The 15,017-nt window shown below is 60.8% G+C and carries 15 protein-coding genes; 11 read left to right on the forward strand and 4 right to left on the reverse strand.

All coding sequences use genetic code 11. The annotated features are described in order from the left end of the window. The first annotated feature begins 42 nt into the window (after positions 1 to 42). The 8 genes from AC1D19_RS11580 (at position 43) to AC1D19_RS11615 (ending at position 6,892) form a co-directional block, all read left to right on the forward strand. Positions 43 to 537 carry a RidA family protein gene (locus AC1D19_RS11580; protein WP_150727357.1) on the forward strand — a complete coding sequence of 165 codons (495 nt, stop codon included), beginning with the start codon at positions 43 to 45 and terminating at the stop codon, positions 535 to 537. Between the two features lie 83 nt (positions 538 to 620). Further along, positions 621 to 1,106: a cupin domain-containing protein gene (locus tag AC1D19_RS11585; RefSeq protein WP_477753553.1), complete on the forward strand. Its 486-nt coding sequence runs from the start codon at positions 621 to 623 to the stop codon at positions 1,104 to 1,106. A 242-nt stretch (positions 1,107 to 1,348) separates the two neighbouring features. Continuing rightward, positions 1,349 to 1,993: a glutathione transferase gene (gene yfcF, locus AC1D19_RS11590; protein ID WP_477763252.1), complete on the forward strand. Its 645-nt coding sequence runs from the start codon at positions 1,349 to 1,351 to the stop codon at positions 1,991 to 1,993. A 32-nt stretch (positions 1,994 to 2,025) separates the two neighbouring features. After that, on the forward strand, positions 2,026 to 3,366 hold the full coding sequence (locus AC1D19_RS11595) for a KamA family radical SAM protein (protein WP_477763253.1): 1,341 nt from the start codon (positions 2,026 to 2,028) through the stop codon (positions 3,364 to 3,366). Between the two features lie 31 nt (positions 3,367 to 3,397). Continuing rightward, complete coding sequence (locus AC1D19_RS11600; RefSeq protein WP_477763254.1) at positions 3,398 to 4,270, forward strand: branched-chain amino acid aminotransferase; 873 nt, start codon at positions 3,398 to 3,400, stop codon at positions 4,268 to 4,270. A 21-nt stretch (positions 4,271 to 4,291) separates the two neighbouring features. Continuing rightward, positions 4,292 to 5,050 (forward strand): TauD/TfdA family dioxygenase, encoded by a 759-nt coding sequence (locus AC1D19_RS11605; RefSeq protein WP_477753549.1) that lies wholly within the window; start codon positions 4,292 to 4,294, stop codon positions 5,048 to 5,050. Between the two features lie 67 nt (positions 5,051 to 5,117). After that, positions 5,118 to 6,077 (forward strand): diiron oxygenase, encoded by a 960-nt coding sequence (locus tag AC1D19_RS11610; RefSeq protein ID WP_477763255.1) that lies wholly within the window; start codon positions 5,118 to 5,120, stop codon positions 6,075 to 6,077. Between the two features lie 14 nt (positions 6,078 to 6,091). After that, on the forward strand, positions 6,092 to 6,892 hold the full coding sequence (locus AC1D19_RS11615; protein ID WP_477763256.1) for an N-acyl homoserine lactonase family protein: 801 nt from the start codon (positions 6,092 to 6,094) through the stop codon (positions 6,890 to 6,892). Positions 6,893 to 6,911: 19 nt separating this feature from the next. Here AC1D19_RS11615 and AC1D19_RS11620 read toward each other — a convergent pair whose 3' ends face one another. The 4 genes from AC1D19_RS11620 to AC1D19_RS11635 all read right to left on the reverse strand — a co-directional run bounded on the left by AC1D19_RS11620 (position 6,912) and on the right by AC1D19_RS11635 (position 11,677). Then, positions 6,912 to 8,342: an aminotransferase-like domain-containing protein gene (locus AC1D19_RS11620; RefSeq protein ID WP_477763257.1), complete on the reverse strand. Its 1,431-nt coding sequence runs from the start codon at positions 8,340 to 8,342 to the stop codon at positions 6,912 to 6,914. 218 nt (positions 8,343 to 8,560) lie between these two features. After that, a complete protein-coding gene (locus AC1D19_RS11625; protein ID WP_108218291.1) occupies positions 8,561 to 9,265 on the reverse strand; it encodes a hypothetical protein in 705 nt (234 codons plus the stop codon). Positions 9,266 to 9,440: 175 nt separating this feature from the next. Further along, the gene (locus AC1D19_RS11630; protein WP_477753544.1) at positions 9,441 to 10,961 is read right to left on the reverse strand and encodes a sensor histidine kinase; all 1,521 of its coding nucleotides are present in this window, start codon (positions 10,959 to 10,961) and stop codon (positions 9,441 to 9,443) included. After that, positions 10,958 to 11,677: a response regulator transcription factor gene (locus AC1D19_RS11635; protein WP_008000098.1), complete on the reverse strand. Its 720-nt coding sequence runs from the start codon at positions 11,675 to 11,677 to the stop codon at positions 10,958 to 10,960. The genes AC1D19_RS11630 and AC1D19_RS11635 overlap by 4 nt, the downstream gene beginning before the upstream one ends. 260 nt (positions 11,678 to 11,937) lie before the next feature. Between AC1D19_RS11635 and msrB the strand changes: the two genes are divergently transcribed. The 3 genes from msrB to msrA are packed head-to-tail and all read left to right on the forward strand — an operon-like array spanning position 11,938 to position 15,003. Further along, on the forward strand, positions 11,938 to 12,456 hold the full coding sequence (gene msrB, locus AC1D19_RS11640; protein WP_477753543.1) for a peptide-methionine (R)-S-oxide reductase MsrB: 519 nt from the start codon (positions 11,938 to 11,940) through the stop codon (positions 12,454 to 12,456). 33 nt (positions 12,457 to 12,489) lie between these two features. Next, positions 12,490 to 14,265, forward strand: a complete 1,776-nt coding sequence (locus AC1D19_RS11645; RefSeq protein WP_477763258.1) for a cytochrome c biogenesis protein DipZ — start codon at positions 12,490 to 12,492, stop codon at positions 14,263 to 14,265. A gap of 30 nt (positions 14,266 to 14,295) precedes the next feature. After that, positions 14,296 to 15,003: a peptide-methionine (S)-S-oxide reductase MsrA gene (gene msrA / locus AC1D19_RS11650; RefSeq protein WP_477763259.1), complete on the forward strand. Its 708-nt coding sequence runs from the start codon at positions 14,296 to 14,298 to the stop codon at positions 15,001 to 15,003. The last annotated feature ends 14 nt before the right edge of the window (positions 15,004 to 15,017 follow it).

The following is a 15,017-nucleotide window of genomic DNA, read 5'->3' on the forward strand; positions in this document are numbered from 1 at the left end:
AAGCACCCGTTTTTTGCACTACTGATTAAGAGGGTTCGATCAATGATCCAGCATATGACCTGCGATGAACGCTTCATCGCCCTGGCCAAAGAGTTTGGCTACGACATCTACGGCGAAAACACCGCAGGCGGGCATTATGCGCCGCTGATCCGTCATCACGATGAGCTGTACATCAGCGGTCTGGTGCCGCGCATGAACGGCAAGATCCATTACCCCGGTCGCGTCGGCCTGGACCTCAGCTTGGCCGATGCGCAAGCGGCGGCCAGCATCAGTGCGATGCGCGGGCTGGCCTTGATCGTCGATGCCATTGGTTCGCTGGACAAGATCAAGTCATTGATCCGGGTGACGGTCTATGTGAAGTCCACGGCGGATTTTGTCGATTTGAGCGAAGTGGCCAACGGCGCCTCGGATGTGTTCAGCCATGTGCTGGGCGATGCCGGTAAACATACCCGCACCACCGTAGGTGTTTACCAGTTACCCAAGAATGCCGCGATAGAAGTGGACATGATTGCCGCCTTGCGCCCATCGGTTTTGTAAAATGTTTCCCAGCTTTACAGCGCTGAATCGTTAACTTAAGGTTTGGCGCTAAAGTATGGGAAATAAGAAGAAAGGACGTGCGAATGGATAACTTTCAAGGTGCGTTTTTTTCATATAAGGACTTTCGTCAAAGCCTCCACCATCGAACGCCAAGTCCCAAGGTGTGGAAGGGCACTGAACTGGCGGGTATGCGTCAAACCCTTGAAGACAGCGACGTCGATATTGTCGCGTTGGCTCACGACAAAAGCATTGAAGGCTGTGAAGTGACGCCTGGAATGGCGATCGCCATGCAATGGCTGAACCCCGGTGTGACGCTCAACGGTCATGCCCATTCCTGGTGGCATCTGTTTGTTATCCAGTGCGGCAGCGGCGTGATGACCCTCGGCGATGCCGACGGGGTTAACGTCAGCAGCGGCGACGTGCTACTGGTGCCAGCCTGGACCCGGCATGGTTTCGTCAACACCAGTAAACACGAGCCTCTGGCGATGCTGAACATGAGCAATATGCCACAAATGGCACTGCTTTCGAATTTTGCCGACAGCCACGGTCTGATCACCACCCAGCCGTAATTCCCCGCCGTATCTGCCCAGGGAGCCCACTTTTGTGGGCTCCCTTTTTTGTTTTTCAGACCTGCCCCAGGATCCCTTTTTGCAGCAGTTTTGCCGGGATTCTGGCTGCGTGTCTGCCGGTGAAAAACAACGTTCTGTATCGATTGAAACGGACAAATTCTGTATCTATTCAACATTCATTCAACTAACTACGATCACTTCCAATGCACGTCAATTCCTGCAGTTGGTCAATGGAGTGTTATATGGAAAACAGGAAGCTAAAACTGTATGTTGGCGCCGACTATGTCAGCGCTTTTGCGATGTCGGCTTTTGTGGTGCTCAAGGAAAAGCAACTTTCATTTGAACTTGTTACTGTTGATCTAAGAACACGCGAAAACTATCTGTCGAGTTATCGCGATCTTTCGCTGACCTGCAAAATCCCAACGTTAGTTTACGAAGGTTTTGCCTTGTCGGAATCATCGGCGATTGCCGAATACCTCGATGAGCTCTCCCCAGGGCTTAAAAAACTCTATCCGCAGGACATCCAGCAGCGTGCCCGTGCCCGTCAATTGCAGGCCTGGTTGCGCAGTGACTTGCTGGTGGTGCGCAAGGAGCGCCCGTTTGACCTGGTCTACTTCGGTAAAAAAGATCTGCCCCTGAGCGCCGATGCCCGTGTCGCTGTCGAGCGCTTGTTCTTCGTCGCCGAGCATTTGCTGGAAGAGGGCGCCGAGCATCTGTTCGGTGACTGGAGCATTGCCGACACCGACCTGGCAATCATGCTCAACCGACTGGTTGCCAACGGCGATCCGGTGCCGGCGCGGCTCGCGGCGTATGTGCGGCGCCAGTGGGATCGCGACAGCGTCCGGGCGTGGATGGACATAGAGCGCAAAGCGCCGGCCATCGCCTGACAACACCCAGGGCAATCACCAGGAGCGCGGCCATGCAAGGACTGTCGGAGCACGAACGCTACAAACCTTATAACTCACGCACCATCCGCGAATCACCTTACTGGCACAAGTTGACGCCGGCGTTGCAGGAGGCCATGACCGTGGTGGCGCGGGTCATGCCGTTTCGCACCAACGAATACGTGCTGGGCACGCTGATCGACTGGAACAACATTCCGGACGATCCGGTTTTCCGCATGACCTTTCCCCACAAGGACATGTTGCTGGCGGAGGAGTATGCCTCGCTTAAACACCTGATCGAGCAGGATGACAGCGCGGCGATCAAGCGTCGGATCGAGGCGATCTGGCGGCGCATGAACCCGCATCCGGCCGGGCAGTTGACCCACAACGGTGTCACCCTCAACGGAAAAGTTCTGCCGGGCATCCAGCACAAGTACCGCGAGACCGTGCTGTTTTTCCCGGGTGCCGGTCAGACCTGTCACGCGTACTGCACCTTCTGTTTCCGCTGGGCGCAGTTCATTGGCGAAGAAGAACTCAAGTTCAATGCCCGTGAGTCCCAGGAGCTGGTCAGCTACCTGCGGGTGCACACCGAAGTGACTGACGTGCTGATTACCGGCGGCGACCCGATGATCATGAACACCCGCTCCCTGGCCGGTTACATCGAGCCGCTGCTGGATTTGCCGCACCTGAAGAACATCCGCATCGGCACCAAATCCGTGGCGTACTGGCCGCAGCGTTTTGTCAGCGACAAGGATGCACCCGAGCTGCTGGAGCTGTTCCAGCGCATCGTCGCGGCGGGGAAAAACCTGTCGATCATGGGGCACTACAACCACCCGGTGGAGATCTGCCAGACCATCGCCCGCCAGGCCGTCGAGCGTATTCGCTCGACGGGCGCGACGGTGCGCATGCAGGCGCCGCTGATCCGCCACATTAACGAAAACCCCGCCGACTGGGCGGCGCTGTGGACCGAAGGTGTGCGGCTCGGGGCCGTGCCGTATTACATGTTCGTCGAGCGTGACACCGGCCCCAGCCACTACTTCGCGATGCCACTGGCCCGGGCCTTCGAGATCTTCCAGGCGGCGTACCGCACGGTATCGGGGCTTGCGCGCACGGTGCGCGGGCCGTCCATGAGCACCTTCTACGGCAAGGTGTTGATCAACGGCATCGAGACCGTCGCCGGGGAAAAAGTCTTCGTTTTGCAGTTCCTCCAGGCACGCAATCCGCAATGGGTGTTGCGCACGTTCTACGCGCGCTTCGATCCGCAAGTGACCTGGTTCGACGACTTGCAACCGGCCTTCGGCGAGCGTGCGTTCTTCTTTCAGACCGAGCTCGCCGCCGTGCCGGAATTGATACCCGTGTTGCTGGAAACGGCGTAGGAAAATTTATGAACAATGGGGAGATATGGATATGAGCAGTATCCCGTTTGATCAGCGCGAGGGCGTTATCTGGCTCGACGGCGAGTTCGTCGAGTGGTCCCGGGCGCAGTTGCATGTGTTGACCCATGGCCTGCATTACGCGAGCACCGTGTATGAAGGTGAACGAGTCTACAACGGCAGGATCTTCAAGCTGCGCGAACACAGCGAGCGCTTGTATCGCTCGGCGCAATGGATGGACTTTGCCATCCCCTATGAGCTGGCTGAACTGGAAGCGGCCAGCCATGAGTTGCTGCAACGCAACAACGTCGTCGACGGTTACCTGCGCCCGGTGGCCTGGCGTGGCAGCGAGATGATTTCCACCTCGGCGCGTTTCAACCGTGTGCACGTGGCCATCGCGTGCTGGCAGTGGCCGAGCTATTTCGACCCGGCGGCGCGCATGGCCGGTATCCGCTTGAAAACCGCGAGCTGGCGCCGCCCGCCGCCGAACAGCAGCCCGTTCGAGGCCAAGGCCTCCGGGCATTACCAGATCGCCACGCTGAGCAAGCACGACGCCGAGAACACGGGTTACCACGATGCGCTGATGCTCGACTGGCGCGGCCACGTTGCCGAAGCCACCAGTGCCAATGTGTTCTTCGTCAAAGGCCGGACTTTGCACACGCCGACCCCGGACTGCTTTCTCAATGGCATTACCCGGCAGACCGTCATTGAATTGGCCAAAGTGCTGGACTACCAGGTCGTCGAGCGCACGATTTTGCCTACGGAGCTTGGCGACTTCGATGAATGTTTTCTCACTGGCACCGCCGCCGAAATCACCCCGGTGCAGAGCATCGACGCGCAGCGCTATCGACCGGGTGACACCTGCAGCGACTTCATTGCCGCTTACACCTCAACCGTAAATGCCTGATCACCTGCCAGGAATCTCACCATGTCAGACCAAGGGATTGTTGCGTCTCAACCTTGCATTTCGCTCGGCCATCGTCATGAAGAGCTGTCGACGTCAGGCTGGACAGTGCTGACCCCCGACGAATTTGCCGATGATGTCGTAGGCACCTTGTGCGAATTCGGTCCGATCATTCCGCAGTTCAACGGCCAGATGGCCTTTCCCATCACCCGCAAGCCGGGTTACGAAGATTTGCCGTACTCCCAGAGCATGAACGGCATCGGCCCGCACACTGAAGCGCCGGTGTACGGGCCGCCACCGCGTTATCTGGCATTGCATTGCCATAAACAGGCGACGTGCGGTGGCGGGCACACCGGATTGGTGGACGGCTATGAATTTCTCCGCGCCCTAGAACACGGCGAACCGCAACTGCGTGAGTGGCTGGATGACACACCGGTAGAATTTGTCGCCACCGCCAAACCGGGTGAGCCGGGACAACGGCGGGTCAAGGAATACATCCTCACGCCTACGGAAGACGGGGATATTTTCCGCTTCAGCTACAACCAGTTTCACTACGGCGACGTGAACCCGTCCAAGGAAGCCCTGCAGCAATCGCTGGTGACCAACAGCACTTCGCCGCTGGCCAGGTTTGCCGTGCTTGGCGAAGCGTACTTCGTCGAGCACAACGTTCCGGTGCTGATTCCCGACGGATGCCTGCTGATTTGGGACAACTGGCGAATGATCCATGCGCGCAGTCGTTACACTGACCCGGCGCGCCACCTGACCCGCTATTGGCTGGCCTGATTTTTCCGTCGCCCTTCATTTTTTCGGCGTACCCCTTGGCGGGTACGCGCCTTACAGGTATCGCGTCATGCAAACAGCAATCGAGATCGCCCAGGTCGATCATCAACTGATCGTGCGGCTCAACCAGGCCTGGACCAAGCGCGCCACGGTGTGTTCGCCGGACAGGGGCCAGGTCGAAGAAGTGTTCGACCCGGCGCGCCCGGATTACCCGGAATGCATGGTGCCGTTTTTCCATCATCCGAAATTCCAGGCCTTGAGCGACGAACTCAAGAGCAGCGTGGTGACCTGGGGCTGGATCGGCTACAACCTGCGCACCGTCACTGCCGAGGAGCATGTGGTCAATCCGGCGCTGAGCGTCATCGCCAATCAGTACCTTGGCAAGGACGACTGGCATTTTCGCGAGGCCATGCAACAGACCCTGATTGACGAGCACTACCACACGCTGATGCACCTGCGCGCCATCGAGCGGACCAAACTGGAGCGGGTGCTGGATCAGGACCTGGATCTGCCGCCGTCCGTCACTTACCTGCGCCTGAAGGCCTTGCATGCAGAGTTGCCCGAGCAATGGCAGCGGGATCTGGCGGCGATCACTTTTGCGGTGGTGGCCGAGATCAGCGTCAACGCCTATCTCGACTTGCTGGCGGACGACCAGACCATCCAGCCGCAAAATCGCCGGGTGGCCGAACTGCACAACCGTGACGAGTACGCCCACAGCAAGGTGCTGGCCGAAGTGGCGAAGGTCATGTACGCGAACATGCAGCCGGCCCAGCGGGAATTTTTCGCACGCAACCTGTCGGTGGCGCTGAGTGCTTTTATCGCCCAGGACTACTCGATGTGGGAGGCGATTCTGACGCAGCTTGGGGTCGAGGATGCAGCGCTGATCATTGCCGACACCCGCGAGAGTAACAGGAACGCGAACATCATGCGTGACTACAGTGGCCTGCATAAATTGGCCCATGACCTGGGTATCAGCGAGCAGATCGATTTCGACTTCCGTCCGACTCTCAAAACCACCGCAACGGCCTGAATCCGGAGGTGTCTATGCCCATGCCTGTGTACGAAGTGTTCGCCATCCGCGTCGGTGCCAATGCCCAGCGCACCGCCAAAGAGAACTTTCTCTATGACGCCTGCTGCGGTGATCCGAATGTGCCAATGCCACTGGACTACTACTTCTGGGTCATCCGCAACGAGCAGCAGGTGATCGTGGTCGACACCTGTTTTCAACCGGCCACGGCGCAGCGGCGCAATCGCCAGATGTATCGGCTGCCGGAAGAATCCCTGCGACAACTGGACATTGATCCGGCGCAGGTCGAACACCTGATCCTGACCCATTTGCATTGGGATCATGCCGGCAACCTCGGGCTGTTCCCGAAGGCGATCGTGCATTTGCAGGAAGCGGAACTGCGTTTCTGCACCGGGCCGAAAATGGCCCATCGCACGGTGAACAAAACCTACGAGGTCGAGGATGTGATGTCGGCGCTGCCGCCGCTGTTCGAAGGGCGGATGCGTTTGCACAGCGGTGTTGTCGAGGTACTGCCCGGCGTAACGCTGCACCCGGTGGGCGGGCATACGCCGGGCAGTCAGGTGGTGCGGGTGAATACTGAGCGCGGCTGGATTGTGCTGGCCTCGGATGCTGCGCACCTGTGGGTCAACATTCGTGAGCGCAGTCCGTTTCCGATTCTCGATGACCTGGCGCAAACCCTCGAAGCCTTCACCGAGATCGATCGCCTGGCCGACAGCGAAGACCACGTCATCCCCGGTCACGACCCGTTGATCGCCGAGCGTTTCCCGCACTGGAATGACGACCCGCATATCATTTGCCTGCACCAACCTCCCCTGTAACCCTCCGTAGGAGGTGTGGTTAACCCTGCGCTGTCAGGATTTTGCCCAGCGTCTGCAGCGCCTCATCAATCCGCGGCGAATACGGCGCCCCGCAGCCAATGCGCACAAAGTGATCGAAACGCTTGGCATTGGAAAAGATATCCCCAGGGGAAATCTGGATGCCGACCTTCAGCGCCTCGTGAAAGAACGCCATCGATGAATGCCGGCGAGGCAACTCCACCCATAACAGCGTGCCGCCTTGCGGGTGGGTCACGCTGGTGCCGATGGGAAAATAGCGGGTGATCGCTGCGCTCATCTGCTCGCGTTGTACGGTCAGGGTTTTGCGCAAACGCCGCAGGTAACGTTCGTAGGACGGTGTGCGCATGAATTCGCTGGCCGCCAATTGTGATAACGCCTCGCACCCCCGTGACTGCGTATGCTTGAGCATTTCCACGCGCTCGTGCCATTTGCCGGCGCTGATCCAGCCCAGGCGCATGCCCGGGGCGAGGGTTTTGTTCAGCGAGGCGCAATAGATCACGTTGTCGGTGCGGTCCCAATGTTTGAGCGTGGACAGCGGCTGCTCGCTGTCCACCAGGTCGCCGTAGGTGTCGTCTTCGATCAGTACGGTATTGTGCTCGGCGCACAGTTTCACCAGACGTGCCTTGTTGGCGTCGGGCATGATGCTGCCCAGCGGGTTTTGCAGGTTGGGAATGACGATCAATGCCTTGATCCGCTCGGGGCCTTGCAGCAGCCGTTGCAGGGCCGCCAGATTGAGCCCGGTGTGGGCTGAGGCCGGGACTTCCAGCACCCGCAGGTTCAGGCTTTCGAGAATTTGCAGCAGACCGTAGAACGTCGGCGACTCCACGGCCACGGTGTCGCCGGGGCGGGTGACCGCGCGCAAGGCCAGATTGATCGCTTCGGTGGCGCCGTTGGTGATCACGATCCGCTCGGGGGCCAGGTGGGTCCTGCTGGCAAGTGCCCGTCGGGCCAGGATGTTGCGCAATGCGCTGTTGCCGCAGGCGCCGCCCGCGGTGCCGAGCAGGCAGGGGGCCAAGCGCAGTGATTTGATCATGTTGTCTTGCAAGGTTTTCAGCGGATACAGCTCGGGCGCGCAGTAGGCGCTGGCGAAGTTGACCTTGATCGATGCGCGCTGACTGGCCTTGAGCACCGCTGAGACCTGTTCATGGATGCCGACATAGATGCTGGTATCCAGCGTTGGCGCCAAGGCAATCGGGGCGCGCCTGGGCACGGTGTCGGGCTGACGAATGTAGTTGCCGGAGCGCGGCCGGGCTTCCAGTACGCCATAGTCTTCCAGTTCCCGGCACACCTGCACGGCGGTCGACAGGCTTACGGCGTGTTTTTCCATCATCAACCGGATCGAGGGCAGGCGTTCACCGGTTTTCAAGATGCCGCTGCGGATAGCGTCCAGGTAATGGTTGGCCAACTGGCGATACAAGGGGGTCGTGTTCATGATGACCTCAGCAGTTGCACCACCGAGGTCTGGGCTGGAAAGTGAGTTGACGCTCCCTGCAGGCGGACCCGTGGTGCTCATGGGTGAAGGGAAGTGTGGTTCTGGCGTCGATACTGGAAGAGTAATCGCGGATTTGCCCGAATCACGGGCAATAAAAAGCCCCGCACTGATGGCGGGGCTCTTGAGTCAGTCGCTGAAGACCTTGTGGCGAGGTCGCCTTACTGCGCAGCGATGCTATAGCCGTCGAACGCGGTCTGCTGCTGCAGGGCGGTGATGATGTTCTTGCGGTTGACGGCCTGTTCGGCACCGCTGTTGTCCAGGAACGTCTCGCTTTCCAGCTCCGCCTCTTCGCCTTCGCCCACGAAGGTGAAACCGAGGAATTCCAGGGCTTCACGGTCGACGTTCAGGCGCGAGCGCGGGGTGCGCAACGGCAAGGTGACGCTGATGCCGTCCTTGCTGATGGTGAACACTTCGACTTCTTTCTTGGCCTTGGCGGCTTTGCTCTTGCCGCCGCTCGGGTTGCTGATGGCCTGGTGCGTCTGGTTCAGCACCTTCAGGGCCAGGCCGTAGACGATTTCCTGAAACGCCGGGTCGTCCTTGAAGCTGGACAGGATGCGGCTGATCGGGAATTTGCTGCTCAGGTCTTCGAGGGCGGCGATGTCGGCGGCTTCGGCGTCCTTGAGCTGCTTGAGTTCGCCCATCAGTTCGTAGGCTTTGTCATCGTCGAAGCTGTCGTGGGCCTGGCGGATCGCGGCGCGTAGTTCGCGGATCTGGTCGCTTTCGCGGGTGGACTGGAAAGCGTCCAGCACCATCTCGCTGATGGTCTTGGCCTGGGGCACGTGCTGTGAAAGATTGATGGAGTTTTCGTATTCCGCTTTGGACGACAGGGTGACTACGGATTCAGCGGTGTTGGAATCGGACATTGAAATTTCACTACTTCTTTGAACTTGAATAGGGGCGAGAAAGCCCGGGGGCTTTTTCAGGTCGCCTAATCTATTGGACCGGGGCGGCGTTGTCACGGATCAACAGGCGGCTGGTCATCTTTTTGCTCCCCTAATGTAGGAGCGAGCCTGCTCGCGATGCAGGCGCCTCGGACTGTCAGGCCTGCCGCGGTGTATTCAGGTTCATCGACCGCACCGCCAAGGCAGTCGCCGTTTCCTCGTCGATCGGCAACGAAAACCGGAACGTCGCACCGCGCCCCGGCATATCGATCAACTGAATCTCGCGCCCGTGCAATTGCAGGATGCGATGCACGATCCGCAGCCCCAGCCCGCCATCACGCCGTGCGCCGCCGATATTGAACGGCCGCAGGAACAACCCTTCGCGCAGTTCCGGGGCGATGCCGGGGCCGGTATCGCTGACCGTGACTTCGATGAATGAGCCTTGCGGGCGCAGGCCCAGTTCGACCTCGCCCCCCGGCGGGGTATGGCGCAGGGCATTGTCGAACAGGTTGGTCAGCACCCGCTCGATCAAGCCGAGATCAGCACAGGCCGCCGAGGCATTCGGCGCGAACGTGGCCTTGAGTTCGACTTTGCGCGCTTCGGCGGTGAGTTCGAATTTCTGGAAGATGTCCTGGGCCAGGTCGGTCAGGGAGAAGCGCTCCAGCACCGGCTGCACGAAGCCATGCTCCAGGCGCACCAGTTCCAGCAGCGACTGCGCCAGACCACCGACCTTGCGGCTTTGATCCAGCGCGATGCCGAGATAGCGACGGCGGTCGGCAGGGGACAGCGTGGTGTCCTTGAGCGACAGGGTTTCCAGATAACCGTGCAGCGAGGCCAGCGGTGTGCGCAAGTCGTGGGAGATGTTCGCCACCAGTTCGCGGCGCTCCTGATCCTGGCGGGTCAACGAGCGCCATTGTTCGCCCAGGCGTGCCTGCATCTGCCGGAACGCGGCATCGAGCACGGCGATTTCATCGTGGCTGGCGGCTTTTTCCACCGCGACGGGCAGGGCCGGTGTGACCGGCACGCCATCGATGTCGAACTGGCTGACGGTTTCGGTCAGGCGGCGCAACGGCCGGGTGATCAGGGCAAACGCGGTGAGACCGGCGATCAGGCACAGCAGCGCCACCAGTCCGATGGACAACAGCGCTGTGTTGAGCGCCGCGCTGGTCGCACCGCGCTCGGCCAGGCGGTCGTGATCTTCACCGAGCAGCACCACGTAGAGATAACCGGCCGGCTTGCCTTCAACCTTCAGCGGTGCAGCGCTGAACACCTTGCGCGCATCGACGCTGCGCGGATCGTCGCCGAGGATGGGCAGGGCATCGCCCCGCAGCAAGCGCTGGATCGGCGCCAGGTCGACCTGTTCGCGACGGATCCGGCCTTCGGGCGCGGCGCTGCCGACAATCTTGCCTGCGGAGTCGAGCAGGTACACCTCGACGCTGGGGTTGACCTGCATCAGTTTGCTGAACAGGTCGCGCACGGCGTTGGGCATCAGGCCCTGGGTGTCCATCAGCACCGTGTCACTGGCGATGTGCTGCGCCAGGTCCCGGGACAGCCCTTGCACCACTTCCTGCTCATGCATCTGGTTGGAGCGCACCTGCAACCACGCCGAGGTGCCGCAGCACACCAGCAGCAGCACGGCGAACACCAGGGACAGGCGTTGCGTCAGGGTCAGCCTCATGGCTGCGGCTCCTCACCGGTGGCGAATTTGTAGCCGCGACCCCAGACCGTGAGGATGCGCACCGGTTGCGCCGGGTCGGCCTCGATCTTGGCGCGCAGGCGGTTGATGTGGGTGTTGACCGTGTGCTCGTAGCCTTCGTGGCTGTAGCCCCACACGGCATTGAGCAGGTCCATGCGCGAAAACACCTTGCCGGGCTGGCGGGCGAAGAAATACAGCAAGTCGAACTCCCGGGGCGTGAGGTCCAGGCGCCGTCCGTCGAGGGACACTTCGCGGGTGATCGGGTCGATGGCCAGGCCGTCGGTGAGCAGGCTGCCGGCGTCCATCTTCAGGTTGCGCGCCATGGCATCGACCCGGCGCAGCAGCGCCTTGACCCGGGCCACCAGCTCAAGCATGGAAAAGGGCTTGGCCAGATAGTCGTCGGCACCCAGTTCCAGGCCGAGAATCCGGTGTACTTCGCTGGAGCGCGCGCTGGTGATGATGATCGGCGTGTAGCGGGCCATGGCCCGGGCGCGGCGGCAGATTTCCAGGCCGTCGACACCGGGCAGCATCAGGTCCAGGACCAGTGCGTCCCAGTTGCCTTGCTGCAGCAGGCGCATGCCTTCATCGCCATCGGCGCTGTGCACCACCTCGAACTGCTCATCGCGAAGATGCAGGCAGATCAGGTCGGCGATATGCATATCGTCCTCGACCACCAGGACGCGTTTGGTCTGTTCCATACAGCTCAATCCTTCAGCGCATTGTGCGTAATGCCTCTGTAGGAGCGAGCTTGCTCGCGATAGCGGATCCTCATCCAATATTCATGGAGGCTGACACACCGCCATCGCGAGCAGGCTCGCTCCTACATTTGCACAGGCATTGTGCGGGTTTTTCGGGGTCCGAGTTATCACGAATTGTTTAACTTCCCGTGAGGATTTGGCGATCACCCAAAGCCTAGGCTGTGTTCCATGAAACACCCCTGGATTTTTTGGAGACGAGCATGTTTTCACGACGGCAATTTCTTCTAGTGAGCGGCGGACTGGGGGTGGCAACCCTGGCGATCGGCCTGTTGCCGAAGTTTTCCACAGGCACCGCATTAATCAGCGAGGCCAGCGCAGCGGAGGCATTCGAAGTGACCCACAGTGACAAAGAATGGCACGCCATCCTCAGTGACGAGCAGTACGACATCCTGCGCGAAGAGGGTACCGAACGGGCCTACAGCAGCCCGCTGAACAACGAGCACCGCGATGGCACTTTCGTCTGTGCCGGTTGCGAGTTGCTGCTGTTTTCCTCGGCGACCAAATTCGACAGCCGCACCGGTTGGCCGAGTTTCTGGGCGCCGCTGGACAAGGCCGTGGCGACCCGCCAGGACCGTGCGTTCGGCATGGTCCGCGAAGAGGTTCACTGCCGGCGTTGCGGCGGGCATCTGGGGCATGTCTTCGACGACGGCCCGAAACCCACCGGCCTGCGTTACTGCATGAACGGCCTGGCGATGAAATTCGTGCCCAAGACGGTGTGATTCCCTACCACTCACTTTTTGCAGGTAATCGCCATGTGGCTGCTGGTCCTCGCTTATCTCGGTGGTGTGCTGACGATTGTCAGCCCATGCATTCTGCCGGTGTTGCCGTTTGTCTTCGCCCGCACCGGGCAACCCTTCGTCAAAAGTGGATTGCCGCTGCTGGTGGGGATGGCGCTGACGTTCGCGCTGGTCGCCACATTGGCGGCGGTGGGCGGTGGCTGGGTGGTGCAGCTCAACCAGTACGGACGCTGGCTGGCGCTGGTGTTCGTCGCGTTGTTCGGTCTGACGTTGTTGCTGCCGCAATTGGCTGAGCGCCTGACCCGGCCGCTGGTGGCGGCGGGCAGTCGTTTGTCGGAGGCGGCGGGTGCCGATGCGCGGCCACGTCCCGGTGCTTCGCTCCTGATCGGCGTGGCCACCGGCCTGTTGTGGGCGCCCTGCGCCGGGCCGATCCTCGGTTTGCTGTTGACCGGTGCAGCGCTGCAAGGCGCCAGCATTCAAACCACCTTTTTGCTGCTGGCGTATGCCGCCGGTGCCGCTACGTCCCTCGCGCTGGCCTTGTTGCTGGGCGGCAAAGTCTTCACCGCGATGAAGCGCTCGATTGGTGCGGGCGAATGGGTGCGTCGCGGTCTTGGCGCGGCGATGCTGGCCGGTGTGGCGGCGATTGCCCTGGGCCTGGATACCGGCGTTCTGGCTCGGTTTTCCACAGCGTCGACCGGCGGTATCGAACAAGCGTTGGTGGAGAAACTGTCCGGCAAATCGCCGCGTAACAGCGGGGCGCTACTAGCGCAGAACACGACCTCTGAGGGCGCGGTGCAAGTGGCCGAGAAATCCCCAGGCACCTTGCCGGTCGAAGGCAACCTGCCGCCGCTGGACGGCGCCGTGCAATGGCTCAACTCGCCACCCCTCGATGCCCAGGCCTTGAAAGGCAAGGTCGTGTTGGTGGATTTCTGGACCTACTCCTGCATCAACTGCCTGCGTTCGCTGCCCTATGTGAAAGCCTGGGCCGAAAAATATCGCGATCAGGGCCTGGTGGTGATCGGTGTGCATGCGCCGGAGTTTGCCTTCGAGCGCGACGTCAGCAACGTCACCAAAGCCATGAAGGATCTGGGCATCACCTACCCGGTGGCCATCGATAACGAATTCAAGATCTGGCGCGCCTTCAACAACGAGTACTGGCCGGCGCATTACTTTGCCGACGCCCAGGGACGTATTCGTTATCACCACTTCGGCGAAGGCGCGTACGCCGAGTCGGAGCGGATCATTCAGCAATTGCTGCGTGAGGCCGGTTCGACCAAGGTGTCGGACGGGCTGATCAACGCCAAGGCCGACGGCGTGCAAATGGCCCCGGACAACAGCGAAGTGCAGTCGCCGGAAACCTACGTCGGCTATCAACGTGCCGAGCATTTCGTGCCGGAAACCGCGCTGGTGCCGGACAAGCTGGCGGCCTACAACCCGCCGACGCAACTGGGCCTCAACGACTGGAGCCTGGACGGCCAGTGGCATGTCGGCCCGGAGCGGGCCACCGCCAGCGCACCGGCCAGCCGCATCGTCTATCGCTTCCACGCCCGTGATTTGCATTTGGTGCTCGGCCCTGGCGCCGATGGCAAACCGGTGCGCTTCAAGGTGCTGATCGACGGCAAGGTGCCGGGCGACGACCACGGCATGGACGTGGCCCCCGATGGCAGCGGCACCGTGACCGACCAGCGCTTGTATCAACTGGTGCGCCAGAGCGGCGGCGTGACCGACCGGACCTTCAGCATCGAGTTTCTTGATCCGGGCGCGTCGGCTTACGCCTTCACCTTCGGCTGATTACTTTCCAACGCTTCAGGAGTTCGCCCCATGAAAACCCTCTTTACCTGGCGCCGTACCCTGTTGGGGCTGGCGGCTGCCGGCATCATCAGCCAATGCTCGGCCTTCTCGTTCGGCGGTGCCGAAGAGGCGGTGATCATCCCACCACCGGCCCTCGACGAAACCACCCAGGCCCATAGTGAAACCGCCGTGTTCGCCGGTGGTTGTTTCTGGGGTGTTCAAGGGGTGTTCCAGCATGTCAAAGGTGTGAAGAATGCCGTCTCCGGCTACGCAGGCGGGGCGGCCAATACTGCGCAGTACGAGCGCGTCAGCAACGGCAATACCGGCCATGCGGAGTCGGTCGAAGTGACCTTCGATCCTGCTCAGGTCAGCTACGGCACCTTGCTGCAGATCTACTTTTCGGTGGCCCACAACCCGACCGAACTCAACCGCCAGGGACCGGACAGCGGCACCCAGTATCGTTCGGCGATCTTTACCAAAAGCACTGAGCAGCAGCGGGTCGCACAGGCCTACATCACCCAGCTCGACGCCGCCCATGCCTTCGACAAGCCGATCGTCACCAAGCTTGAAACCTTCAACGGTTTCTACCCGGCGGAGGAAGAACATCAGGATTTCCTGACCGAGCATCCGACCTATCCGTACATCGTGATCAACGATTTGCCGAAGGTCGCGCAGTTGAAGCAGCTGTACCCGAATCGTTATCAGGAGCAGCCGGTGCTGGTGAAGGCGGGGATGTAAATGGCGATCAGCGA

Source organism: Pseudomonas sp. P1_C12 (assembly GCF_056406435.1).